13 protein-coding genes are annotated in these 12,688 nt (G+C 31.0%); 7 read left to right on the top strand and 6 right to left on the bottom strand.

All coding sequences use genetic code 11. The features are described 5' to 3' along the window. Positions 1 to 12 precede the first annotated feature (12 nt). Positions 13 to 456 (bottom strand): nuclear transport factor 2 family protein, encoded by a 444-nt coding sequence (locus ASJ80_RS04060; protein WP_069585719.1) that lies wholly within the window; start codon positions 454 to 456, stop codon positions 13 to 15. Between the two features lie 348 nt (positions 457 to 804). Here ASJ80_RS04060 and ASJ80_RS04055 point away from each other — a divergent pair, with 348 nt between their 5' ends. Continuing rightward, positions 805 to 1,254, top strand: coding sequence for a DUF6884 domain-containing protein (locus ASJ80_RS04055; RefSeq protein ID WP_069585720.1), 450 nt, complete (start codon positions 805 to 807; stop codon positions 1,252 to 1,254). A 62-nt stretch (positions 1,255 to 1,316) separates the two neighbouring features. Continuing rightward, positions 1,317 to 2,072 (top strand): ZIP family metal transporter, encoded by a 756-nt coding sequence (locus ASJ80_RS04050; protein WP_069585721.1) that lies wholly within the window; start codon positions 1,317 to 1,319, stop codon positions 2,070 to 2,072. Between the two features lie 107 nt (positions 2,073 to 2,179). Here the strand turns inward: ASJ80_RS04050 and ASJ80_RS04045 are convergent, their stop codons facing one another. Then, positions 2,180 to 3,400 (bottom strand): FprA family A-type flavoprotein, encoded by a 1,221-nt coding sequence (locus ASJ80_RS04045; protein WP_069585722.1) that lies wholly within the window; start codon positions 3,398 to 3,400, stop codon positions 2,180 to 2,182. A 232-nt stretch (positions 3,401 to 3,632) separates the two neighbouring features. Further along, positions 3,633 to 5,342 carry a histidine kinase dimerization/phosphoacceptor domain -containing protein gene (locus ASJ80_RS04040; RefSeq protein WP_069585723.1) on the bottom strand — a complete coding sequence of 570 codons (1,710 nt, stop codon included), beginning with the start codon at positions 5,340 to 5,342 and terminating at the stop codon, positions 3,633 to 3,635. Between the two features lie 271 nt (positions 5,343 to 5,613). Between ASJ80_RS04040 and ASJ80_RS04035 the strand changes: the two genes are divergently transcribed. The 3 genes from ASJ80_RS04035 (at position 5,614) to ASJ80_RS04025 (ending at position 7,511) form a co-directional block, all read left to right on the top strand. Further along, on the top strand, positions 5,614 to 6,507 hold the full coding sequence (locus tag ASJ80_RS04035; protein ID WP_069585732.1) for a UbiA family prenyltransferase: 894 nt from the start codon (positions 5,614 to 5,616) through the stop codon (positions 6,505 to 6,507). Positions 6,508 to 6,684: 177 nt separating this feature from the next. Continuing rightward, positions 6,685 to 7,110, top strand: a complete 426-nt coding sequence (locus ASJ80_RS04030) for a hypothetical protein (RefSeq protein WP_069585724.1) — start codon at positions 6,685 to 6,687, stop codon at positions 7,108 to 7,110. A 14-nt stretch (positions 7,111 to 7,124) separates the two neighbouring features. Then, complete coding sequence (locus ASJ80_RS04025) at positions 7,125 to 7,511, top strand: hypothetical protein (protein ID WP_069585725.1); 387 nt, start codon at positions 7,125 to 7,127, stop codon at positions 7,509 to 7,511. 297 nt (positions 7,512 to 7,808) lie between these two features. Here the strand turns inward: ASJ80_RS04025 and ASJ80_RS04020 are convergent, their stop codons facing one another. Continuing rightward, the gene (locus ASJ80_RS04020) at positions 7,809 to 8,225 is read right to left on the bottom strand and encodes a PaaI family thioesterase (RefSeq protein WP_069585726.1); all 417 of its coding nucleotides are present in this window, start codon (positions 8,223 to 8,225) and stop codon (positions 7,809 to 7,811) included. Between the two features lie 221 nt (positions 8,226 to 8,446). Here ASJ80_RS04020 and ASJ80_RS04015 point away from each other — a divergent pair, with 221 nt between their 5' ends. Both ASJ80_RS04015 and ASJ80_RS04010 read left to right on the top strand, forming a co-directional pair. Beyond that, positions 8,447 to 8,881: a response regulator gene (locus ASJ80_RS04015; protein ID WP_069585727.1), complete on the top strand. Its 435-nt coding sequence runs from the start codon at positions 8,447 to 8,449 to the stop codon at positions 8,879 to 8,881. Positions 8,882 to 9,602: 721 nt separating this feature from the next. Next, positions 9,603 to 10,256 carry an alpha/beta hydrolase gene (locus ASJ80_RS04010; RefSeq protein ID WP_069585728.1) on the top strand — a complete coding sequence of 218 codons (654 nt, stop codon included), beginning with the start codon at positions 9,603 to 9,605 and terminating at the stop codon, positions 10,254 to 10,256. Positions 10,257 to 10,264: 8 nt separating this feature from the next. On the opposite strand, the gene ASJ80_RS04005 is transcribed toward ASJ80_RS04010, so the two are convergent. Together ASJ80_RS04005 and ASJ80_RS04000 are read right to left on the bottom strand one after the other, a co-directional pair. After that, positions 10,265 to 10,828 (bottom strand): class I SAM-dependent methyltransferase, encoded by a 564-nt coding sequence (locus ASJ80_RS04005; protein WP_141705221.1) that lies wholly within the window; start codon positions 10,826 to 10,828, stop codon positions 10,265 to 10,267. 81 nt (positions 10,829 to 10,909) lie between these two features. Then, complete coding sequence (locus ASJ80_RS04000) at positions 10,910 to 12,556, bottom strand: GAF domain-containing protein (protein WP_069585729.1); 1,647 nt, start codon at positions 12,554 to 12,556, stop codon at positions 10,910 to 10,912. Positions 12,557 to 12,688 lie beyond the last annotated feature (132 nt).

Here is a 12,688-nt window from a genome sequence, read left to right as displayed (position 1 = left end):
GTATTTAATTAATCAGCTTATAATCCATTCTGGGAAGGAATGCCCTACTTCCTGTTGATTTGCAGGTAAAGAAAAATGCAGGTGTGCAAATAACCATTTATTCCTTTTATTTTCAAGAACCATGCTTAACCGCCCTGAAAGTAGCACTTCTTTTCCTGAAATTACGGCGTACATTGTCATCAACGCTGATAACCATGCTACATTGCCTTCATATTGAATAGTAACCTTTTCAAATTTAACCTGGATATTATCGGCCTGGGCAAAATCACGTTTAAATCCTTCCCTAAGCTCTTCACGGCCATGAACCCATTCATCAGTGCCTGTACCTATCGCTACAATATTAGGATCATCTATAAACAGATCTACCATAGCATCAATATCTTTGTCTGCGTATGCTTTTGCATACTTTTTAAGCATATCCATAACTTCAAGCTCTATGTTTTCTTCACATTTCATACTTAAGTCCCCATTTATCATATTTATGTTTTCTTTATTATATATATTTATATGGGTATTTTAAGCAAATTAAGGCCTAATTTAGTTATTATTTTAGATTCAGATGAATTAAACTGGTTTATAATCATATTAAAATGTTAAAAAATATAAAACTATTCGCTTCGACGACACAAATACCTCTGTTAAAATTTAGATATATGAATTATCTTAAAAATATTTAGTTTACCCAACGATATTTTAAATACATTATTTTTCAAATGCAAACAGTTATGTTTTGTGTAATCTTCGATTTTACAACCTCCAGGACATAGCGAAACTATTTTTAAATATGTTTTTTAATATTACATGATGAAATCTCTATGTATAATCTCATGTGGGAAAAAGAAAATATGGGATGAAAATCCCGAAGCAGGCCCTGTAAAAGCAGAAAATTTGTATACAGGTTCATTTACCCGAAAATGCATTCAATACGCTAAAAAGTCAGATTTTGATTCATGGTGCATTTTATCCGCTAAATATGGGTTTTTATTTCCAGATGAAGTTGTCCAGGGACAGTACACTGAATGTTTCCACAATAAAACATCAAATCCAATTACATTAAAGAATCTTTTTTTACAGATAAAGTTTAAAGAACTTGATAAATGCGAAAAAATCACTATTCTTGGTGGGAATTATTATACCCACATGATGAAAAAATTGTTTAGTGAAAAAGAAGTTCTTAATCCGTTAAATGGATGCAAAGGTATTGGACACATGATGAAGAAACTCAATGGTTTAATTGACACTGCATCACTTTAATTTTAGTTTAATGAAAGATATATTAACCCCCTAAAACTATAAGTCAACTAAGATGTGATATTATGATACCTGAATGGATTATGGCAGGGTTATGGGGTTTAATAGCAGGATCCGCTCTTTTAATAGGGGCATTGTTTGCATATGTATTTGAAATTCCGCAGCGTATCGTAGCTTCCATAATGGCCTTTGGTGCAGGTGTTTTACTTTCAGCAATCTCCCTAGAATTAATGGAAGAGTCATTTTCCCTTGGAGGATTCCCCAATATGGTTACAGGTTTTCTTCTGGGCGCCTTAATTTTTACAGTTATAAATATTTACCTTGCGCGTTATGGGGCGAAGCACCGTAAACGTTCAGGTAAACAGGTTCAATCAAACGGCATGTCAGAAGATAATTGTTTAGCTATTGTTGTGGGCTCTGTAATAGACGGGATTCCTGAATCAATCGCTATAGGGATTACTATAATTACAGGGGGAGCAGTAAGTGTTGCAACTGTCGTTGCAATATTTATATCCAATATACCTGAGGGTTTATCAAGTACAGCCGGTATCAAAAATGCAGGGTGGAATCCTGGTTCAATATTTGGTATGTGGCTCCTTATTACAGCTGTCAGCGGGTTAGCATCCCTTGCAGGTTATGCTATCTTCAGTCAGCTTCCGCAGGGTGTAAACTCATTAACTTTAGCGCTTGCAGCAGGCGGAATTCTTGCAATGCTTGTAGATACAATGATTCCGGAAGCTTTTTCAGAAACTCATGATCTTACAGGTTTAATTACAGTTTTAGGGTTTATAGTTTCATTTATTCTTTCAAAAATAGGATGAAAAATCAAAATACTTATGAATATGACAGAAATGCATTTTGAACCCATAAAAAATAATTAGAAAAAAAATTAAATACTGGTTAATCAAAGTTTTAGGTCTTAAATTGTCTACCTGTTTTTAAGCTCAACAGCTACATTTTTACCCAGTTCATAACATTTATCCAGTTCTTCTTTGCCCGGGACGTAGTTTACTTCAAGTTTGTCAAATACTTCAAAACCGGATTTTTCAAGGTCACCTGCTATTTTCCTGACTCCACCGCCGGCCCATCCATGGGAACCAAAAATAAGAGCTAATTTTTTAAACCCTGTTCTATCAAACCTTAAACCTTCAAGGTAATACATTAAGTCACCGATACTTGGGTATGGTTTGTTGAATATTGTTGGAATCCCAAATAAGACAGCTTTACTATCTAAAATATCTTTTACAATTTCACTCCGCTCGTCTTCATGTAAAAAGTACATGAACACATCAACATCTTCGCTCATGATTCCCTCTGCAAGTGCATGGGCCATCTTTTGTGTTGAGCCGTGCATTGTGTCATATACAATGGTCACTTTATTTCTACATTTACCTGTAGCCCAGTTGCTGTATGCTTCAATGATTTTCATTGGATCTGTCCATATCTGGCCATGTGATGGGGCAATTATTTCAATTTTATCAAGCAGTGCTAAATCTTCAACTTCTTTAAATTTTCTAAGTATTAAAGGGGAGAGCGGAGTAAGTAAATTAGCATAGAATTTTTTGGCAGCGTCCATTAATATAACTTCTGGAATTTCAGTGTCTAATCTTTGTTTAAAACCTAGATGCTGTCCAAATGCATCATTTGAAAATAGTATACCCTCATCAACAAGCAGTGTAAACATGCTATCAGGCCAATGAAGCAGTGGAGCTTCAAGGAAGGCTAATTTTTTATTCCCAATGTCAAGTTCATCTCCAGTTTTGACAACGTTGAAATTTGCATTTTCAAGGGAATAATGTCTTTTAAGTCCCTCTAGTGCCTTTTGTGTACAGTATATTGGTGCATCTGGAAATTTTTTATGCACATCCGACAGGGCCCCGCTGTGATCTTTTTCAACATGGTTTTGAATTATAATATCTATTTTGAATTCTTTTCCCTCTTTAGCGCAGGCATCTTCAATTCTACCCCACATTTGAGAAGCTGTTCCAGGATATGTATTATCAATTAAGACTGTTTTGTCTTCTCCAAATACTAAGTAAGCATTATATGTTGTCCCATTTAGAGTGTATCCATGATAACTTCTTAAATCCCAGTCAAAGACTCCTACCCAATATACATCATCTTTAATTTTAACTGCATCTGCCTTCATTCTTCACACCTCTAAAACAAAAGTTTAGAAATTTCTAAATATATTTAAAACTATTTATTTAAGTTATATAATTTTTAACTTATATTTTTATCTATAAAAGCTAAAGAATGCTATTAAATGATTAAATTAAGATGATAAGCCTATTTTTTAGGTATAATAACTAAAATAGATCTATAAACCTTTAAAACACGTTATATGTACTTTTATTTAGATAAAAGTCTTAAAAATGGCATTAATTTTTATAATCTAATTTATTGAAAATTAGTCTAAATCTAGTTCCATTAGTTCTGTCAAGTTCTATAGAACCCTCTAGTTGATCTACAAGACTGTTTACTAGTAATAAACCTAAAGTGTTACTATTCTTGAAATCAGTACTTTCTGGTAATCCAACACCATTATCGCTTATAACTAAAATGAATTTATCTTCTTTATAAGAATGTAAATATATACATATCTCATTTAAAATTGTACCAGATGATTTACCGCAGTTATCTGCTGGAAATGCATATTTTAACGAATTAGTTACAAGTTCATTGATAATTAAACCACACGGAATTGCTGTATTGATATCCAGTGAAACATCATCAATATCTAAGTTAAAGTTTATGTAAGAAGAATCTATGGAATATGAATAGGACAAATAATTTATTAGATTTTTAACATATGTTCCAAATTCAATATTTGTAAAATCTGATGATTGATACAGCTGTTCATGGATAAATGCCATAGATCTAACTCTGCTTTGGCTTTCTCTAAAAAGTTCAAGATCTTCTTCATCTTTTACATATTTAGATTGGAGGCTGAGCAGGCTGCTTATAATCTGTAAATTATTTTTAACCCTGTGGTGGATTTCTTGAAGTAGCAGCCCTTTTTCCTCAAGGGATGCTTTAATTTTATTTTCTGCCAATTTAATATCAGTAATATCATTACCAATACAAACTATCCCCAATGTTTGGGAGTTATCAATTTCAATTTGGGAGAGGGACAAAAATACTGGAATTAACTGACCATTTTTAGCCTTGAACATGGTTTCTATATTAGTTATTGATTTTTTATCGCCGTTAAATGGATTTTTTTTAAATAAAGACTTTTGATCCTCTGCAAAAACAGTGTTAAGAGGTTTATCAACTAATTCTGAATCAACAACCCCTAAAAGATCCATAGTTGCCTGATTAACCTTTACTATAAGCAGGTCATCATCAAGTAAAAAGAAAAAGTTTGACATGGTAGACACAATGCTATCTGCAGCGATGGCAGGAGTAAGTGCAGGAAATTTATATTTCCAGATCCCATAGCTCATAAGGGTGATTCCCATGGTCATGGTGGTCATTGTCAGTTCAGGTACCCTTAAAAATACAATGGGTAACATGAAGTCTGTGGCTAAACTTATAAAGAAAGGTATGTAAAGGCCTGCAAGGATGTATTTAGCCTGTTTTTTCTTTAAATCGTATGATTTTAGATAATATGCAAAACATATTCCTCCAGCTAAAACCACTGCAACAACTGTCCACAGTGACATGATGTTATATAGAGTTACATTTGTAGGAACAATGTAAGTCCATCCCCAGTATTCTTTTGAAGCGCCGGATATAAGTAAATCAGTGGTTAATCCAACTGCAGAAATGGCGATTCCAGGCAGGTACATTAAAAGATAGGTTAATTTATTTTTTAAATAGGAAGATTTAGTAAATATCAATGAGACATGCAGAAGTAAGGAAGGGACTATTGGCCATAAGGTACTGATTTTTAACCAGAAAAATGCTGTCTGAAAGGTTTCAGCATGCCTGTATTCAAATTCTATAAACGCTAGAAATCCTACAAATATACATGTTAACGCAATTATAGTATTTAATCGGCTTTTTGGATTTTTATGGTAAATAAAATTACCAAGAAAAAAACACACCATAAAGGCTACCAGTGAAATTAATGCAAATACGTTCATTTGATATTTTTCTCCGATTTAAACTTTTTTAAACTTTGTTTTTTATATTATTTAAGTATAACTTGATATATGACTCTAGTTTAACTTATATGTTCATAAAAAAGTTTATTTTTAAACAATAGTTATTATTTATACGTAAAAATTGTATTACTTTTATTTATTTGTTTTTTTCGCCTAAATAAACAGATAATAAGAATTCAATATCAAGAAGTCAATATCTATTAATCAGTGAAATATGTTTAAAATTGTATTAAAATCTGGAGGAAAAAATATGCATTCGAACGCCAATTATAGAAATATTGAATTTAAATCTTTGAAATATTTAAAAAATGAAATTACCTATGGAGGATATTTAGCTGCACTGTGCAGTCCCTGTTTTATAATATCCACATCGATTATTTTGGATATCAAAATTTCTATACCCATGCTGCTAATATCATATTTGCTGCCTTTGATAATTTACAGCTACGATTACTATAAAGATATCGATAAGGATATTAAAAATAATTCAGAAAGGGCTACTTTTTTAAAAAGGAAAGCTGATAGATATCCCTTTGTATTTGCTTTTTACAGTTTATTTTTAGTTTCTCTGCTGGTATTATATTCAAACTGGGGGATGGTTGTTTTTATAGTGGCTATAATGGCCGGTGGGATACTGTACAACGTGGTGCTCAAAAACCTAACAAAAAAGATTCCCGTATTTAAAAACATGTTCACAGCACTAACATGGGCATTAGTAGGGGCATTTTTCCCTCTTTTTTACTATTCAATGAGTATTAACATATCTTTTATAATAGCATTTTCATTTATATTTATGAGGGTCATGAACAATGTTATGTTCTTTGATTTGAAGGATATAGAAAATGATAGGTCTGAAGGCTTAAAAACACTCCCTGTAATGCTGGGAAAAAAAGGTGCAATAAACATTCTGCAAGCTTTAAACATTATTTCATTCATTCCTTTAGTTGTGGGAGTATACATCAATGCAGTGCCACTGTTTGCTCTTGCTTCAGCATTCTTAGGTATGTATAGCTTTTACTATATCAAAAAGGCAGAAAAAACCAATGATAAAGAACTGGAAACTGTATCCCACACCCTAGCTGATATGGAATTTATATTATGGCCTGTTGTTTTTGTAATAGCTAAAATTATGATAGGTTTATAATTTAAAAACAGGATTTATTTTTATTTATTTTTTCTAGATTTACGTTTTTTGAAACATGTAGAAATCTCAATATATAGAAAAATTTATATATTTAAAATGTTACTTTTTAATTGTAACTTCTGAATATTGGAAGTTACATATTTGAAAATTGGATGCAGGAATTAAGGAGGTAAAAAAGTGAACAAAAACATATATTTGATGTTAAGTGTTTTGTTTGTGTTTTTTGTCGGTTTTCAGTTTGCTGAACCCGCAGCAGCAGTAAAAGTTGTGGATCAAGGCTCAAAATATGCATGGAATGGTCAGGATGGTTATATCAAATTAACCTGGAAGACATACCAGTACAACAACAATTTCTTAAAAACGTACGTTGCAAAATACCTTAGAAATGAAAAAACTAAAAAATATGAGTACGGTGATGATGAGGAATTTGTATTTGCAAAGGTTACAAAAACATCACTTAAAACTACAAATATAGCAGAGCTATTATCTGATTTCAGTACTGATCCCGTTGAAATAACTTACACAAAAACAAAATTGACAGGAGCTCAATACTACTGGAGAGTATTTAGACCTCAGAGATTAATGAAAGATAATATCATGTAGAAAGGGGTAAAAATATGAATAAAAATATATTTCTGATTTTAAGTGTTTTATTTATGTTTTTTGTTGGTTTCCAATTTGCTGAACCAGCAGCAGCAGTAAAAGTAGTAGATCACGGTACAAAATATATAGATTCAGCAAATCATGTAAAAGTAGTATGGAAAACGTATCAATACAACAACAATTTCCTAAAAGTATACGCTAATCATTATTATAAAAATCCCAACACTAAAAAATATGAATTAAACTTTAATTCTGTTACAACACTTAAAAAAATAACAAAGACCACTCTTAAATATGAAGAAACCCGTAAACAGTTTGTAAATCCAGTTGATTTACATTATGTCAAAACAAAATTAACTGCAGCACAGTACTACTGGAGAATATACAAAAAATACTGGTAAACTCCATTAATTTCTTTTTATTTTTGTGATGAGAAAATGTTAAATTTTTTAGGTTTAATTTAAAGAAGTGTTTTTTAAGTCGTTAGACTTGTCATCATCTATATATTATTAGGGGTTTTAGATTTGTTATGTAAAATATATGAAAACAGTTCTAAAATTATTAGTACTATTATCATTGGTTTTTTAGTTACAATGATAATAATAGGTATAGCTATACTATTTTTAAAATAACCACCAGTTTATCTCTTTGATATCCTATTAAAAAATAATAAGTTTTTTTTAGCTTTAATTTAACATTTAAATATCTATTTTATCTTTTTTTCTATAGGCCATCCCCTGAAAGATTGCTATTAATTTACTGTTATCATCAGTAACTGTAATTGTATAAGTACCGAGCTTTGGATTTGTAGATATTTCTTCTGCTTCTGCAAATAGAGTTCCAGATCTAGCGGCTTTCATAAAGGATATATTTGCATTTATGGCTACTGTAACAGTTTTGTAAGAATTTGCAGCAGCAGCAAAGGTAAAATCTGCTAAAGTAAATATAGCCCCGCCGTGAACAGTTCCAATCCCATTGAGATGATTTTCAGTTATTTCCATTTTAGATTTTGCCCATCCTTCTTCAACTTCAAGTAGTTCTATACCTGCATATTCAGCAAATTTATCTTGTTTTATGATAGAAATTTCTTGTTTTTGTTTTCCATTATTTTTCATATAATTGATATATAACTAAAATTAATTTTATAAATTTTTTGAAAAAATAATGTCATAAATATGCAGCTGCATCTATCACAAAATATGCAAAGCATATATAACATATAACAATAGTTAAATTTGTCATAAACATTAGTATTCCTGGACTTCTTTGTGATGTCCAGGTTATTTTTTGTAATAATTTCACAATATTTATTAAATATCTATGTAATAATATTATTATGGTCACTCCAAATAATGTAAAGCCCGTTGAAATTCTGATTATTGAAAGAAATCCAAAAAATTTGGAGCTGTTAATTGAAGCTTTCAAATATTCTGAACTTTCCTACAACATAAGTTTCGCTGGAAATGCAGAACAAGCCTTGAAAATGATATTTCAAACAAATGAATTCAAAAAATCAGGAAAACCAGACCTCATAATATCTGATATCATAACTTACCATAATGAAGTTAGGAAAAAAATTTTAGATATAATTATTAAAAGAGAAGCTACAAAATGCATCCCTACTGTTATTTTAAGTTCTTTAAATGAAATAGAAACTCTTGAAATACAAAACTGCCCTAATTTATTGTTATATAAACCAAAAACTTTAGAAGAAAATATAAATGTAGTAAATTCCATAGAAAAATTTTGGCTTAGCTTAAATAAAAAATAAATCATAAATGTGCAGTTGCATCTGTCCATAAAAATGTAAAGTATATAAACATAAAATAATAATTTAAACAGATCATACTAAATTTTAGACAATTTTATTGAATGTTTTAAATAATTAAGTTAGTTAAAAGTATTCAGTGGTTGTTTCAAAATATTTGTTTTGATACTTTATCATACAACTGGATAATTTCATCAAATATAGGCATTAAAAAATATTCATCTGTCCAAAAAGTAATTTTATGTTTACTTAAATCATAATTACGTAAAAAATCATATTTATCTATATTTTCACCTATAAAAGGCATAGTACTAATATTTAAATCATTAAATTTGTGATCATTTGAATTTAATATCTACTTATCTATACGCTCATCAAAATGCTCAAAATGATTTCTCATTCTTCTATCATTAGAAATTGAATCATCATCAATATTTAATTGTTTTCTTAATTCACTAATCCTCTTATTTCGATTGTTTTTATTAGGAGGCCAAAATATCTTTGATTAGATGATGCCACTAAAAAAGATTGAATTGAATACCAAATTCGAGTAGGATATATGTAGACATCTTGGGACATTTTCTGTTGATAATTATTATAATAATAAAATATAAATAATTATTACTAATATTATCTAAAATTTAAGTAAATATATTTTATTAAACAGTTAAAGCACCGTATTTTAATTTATAAATTCATATCAAGCTTAAAAAGAGGAAATATAATGGATATTAAAATAGATATCAAAGAAATTATGGGAGAAAATGCTAAAAATGGTTATATTCCTGTAGAATTGATAACTGATAGAGGTGAAGTATCCTGCCGATTTTATAAAGTTGACAGTAACAATTTAAGCGTAATTTGGGTAGGTGGAGTAGGTGGAGGTTGGGACACGCCAGCTGAAGAATTATACCCCGATCTATCTGAAAAACTTAAAAAAAATAACATATCTTCCCTTAGAATCCGCTACAGATATCCTCATGATATCAAAGAATCGGTATATGATGTACTTGCTGGAATTAAGTTTTTAAAAAATATAGGGGCATCTAAAATTGCTTTAGTTGGCCATTCAATTGGAGGAGCAGTGGTGATTCAAGCTGCTGCATTATCCAGTTCTGTTAAGACTGTAGTTACACTTTCAACTCAAAGCCACGGGACTGATTCAGTTTCTAATTTTTCTCAAGGTACTTCCATATTAATTATCCATGGATCTGATGATCCGGTTCTTCCCATTAACTGCTCTAAACAAGTTTACAATAAAGCACATGATCCAAAGGAAATACTTATATTAACTGGAAATGCACATTGTCTGGATGAATCTTCTGAAAAAGTCCACCAGATAGTATATGATTGGATTGTGTCAGAATTAACTAATTAAACATGGGCCTAATAATAGCGTATATTACATTCTTTTAGTGATAAGTTACTTTGACCTATTACATACAAATAAATCTCTTCAGTTTCATCTGCTTTTACAGGTTTCCACCCTCTGAATTTCCAGACATATGAAACAATTCTAGTTCCTGGCTTTAACTCTTCCAGAAACTTAGATTTTAATTTTTGATTGGCAGTATCACTTAAAAATAAAGTTACCACTGTAGCTTCACTGATATTTTGATTGAAAAAATTTCCCCATATAATTTTGGCCCTGTTTCCAATACCTGAAAGTGTTATGACTAATCTGGACCAGAATACGCGGGACGGATCTGCTTCCAACCCTACTGCCTTTGCATTATATATTTTAACAGCATTAATCACAATTCTACCGTCGCCAGAGCCGAGATCATATACAATATCTTCTGGACCTATTTCTGCCATATCCAACATCTGTTTAACCAATTTTTTAGAAGTAGGCTGAAATCCAGCACCTATAATACTTGACCAGAATATCCATATTAAAAAAAGTCCAATTATTGCTAGAATTATGAGTATATACAATGAAAATGTCATTTTGCGCTCCGATTTTATGTTATTTAATACTAAATTTGGTTTATATATAATTATTAATTAAGAGTTATCTTTAGTATAAAATTAAATATGTGTATCTCTGTTACTTTCTACCTTTAGTTTAATTGCTAATCTTGATTTTTCAAGAGCTAAACCTAATTGCAAACCAATAGAACTAAGATTTTCGAGACTAATATCATTGTAATGTTTTATCTGTCTGCTGCCCATATTTAAAAGACCTATTATATTATCGCCGCTTTTAATGGGTAATATTAACATAGTTCTTATACCATTTGCTTTAACTGCAGGTTCAAGGGATTCATATTCTTCAGATTCAGACGTTATATATACTAAATTCTGTTTTTCAAGGGTTTTACTGAAGAGATCTTTAAACATGCCAGCCATGCACATATTCTTAAGACCTTCAGGAAGATTTCGGTGTACCCTTAAAGTTAATTCTTCTTTATCATCATTTAGATAAATACAACCCATTTCAAAGCCCAGTGAATTAATAGTGGATTTTACAGCCTTTTCAAGCATTTCATCTTCGTTGCTTGTGGAATTGAGTACAGTTGAAATCTGGTTCATTGCAAGCAAAGTGTTGGCAAATTCCTCTTTCTCACTGGTTAACCTCTGCATCTTAAGATATCCTGAAAGTTCATCGGCAGCCATCTCTACATTTTCAATGCTTACAGAGCTAACTGAAGTTAAAGTAGTCAGTAGAAGTATAGAACCAATTGCAGAATCTTCATCGATAATGGGAATAGACAGCATCAAAGAAATAGACATGTCTTCCATTACTGATTTGACATTTTCAAGATAAAAGTCTCCATTCCCGGCAGATTTTGCCTCCAGCGTATTCATACTTTTTTCAATAAATCCTTTAACATGTGGAAGTAATTCGGCAGTTGACTCCGATGTTTCGTAAGCGGGTATTATATTTCCATTATCCTTTAAAAATATCGTACAATATTCATATGGAATTATATCTTTGATACTTACTGTTGCTTCTTCCATAAGCTGTTCTTCACTACTTGCTGAACTTGCAGCCTGAGCTATTGATAACAGTGTTTCTAACTCGCGCTTTGTACGTCTGGATCGTGAAAGTTCTTCCCCTATAATAACAATACCAATAACAGTTTCATTATCATCCAAAATCGGCTGCATTGATATTTTATAGGGTCTGTATATGTCCAACTTTTCCATCATATCTATTTCAAGGGTTATATTATCCTTCAAACTCAATGATCGCGTAAGGTTTTCAATCATATTTATTTGTTCACTGCTTATTATGTCACGTAGATTCTTTTTTGCTGGAAAGAATGTATCAAACGTATTATTAAATGTTATGATATCCATATGCATATTAACAGTGAATATTAATGCATCTGGACTGTCAATTAACATTTTAAGTTCCAGTTCCTTTGACCTTAGTGCATGCAGTCTTGAAGCAGCTGATACAAGCTCCTTTGTTTCTTGAATGTCAAGATCAACAGGTTCAGATATGATTTCAGGTTTTTCAGGGATAGCTTGTTTTAAAAACCACAATTTACTCCTGCCCACAAATTTAAAATCTAATATTCCTTTTGCATGCAATATTTCAAGATACTTAAGCACAGTAGCTCGGCTCCTGCTTGTACCCCTCGTTATTTTATCCAGCATGCAGTCTTCAGGCGGGTGAAATCTTATATATGACACAATCAGCCTTTCTGTATTTGATAATTCTTCCATGATCTCCATCTCAATTCTTTATACTATATAGTATAATTTATTAACTTATATATAAATATTACCTACTGCACGTATTTCGCGTTATTCTTTTATATAGGCATGTTTTTCATTTTATCAAAGGACAAAGTTTAA

The organism is Methanobacterium bryantii, assembly GCF_002287175.1.
Lineage (GTDB): Archaea > Methanobacteriota > Methanobacteria > Methanobacteriales > Methanobacteriaceae > Methanobacterium_D > Methanobacterium_D bryantii.
Note: the sequence above shows the minus strand (reverse complement) of the source record. Positions and strands in the feature narration are given on the sequence as shown.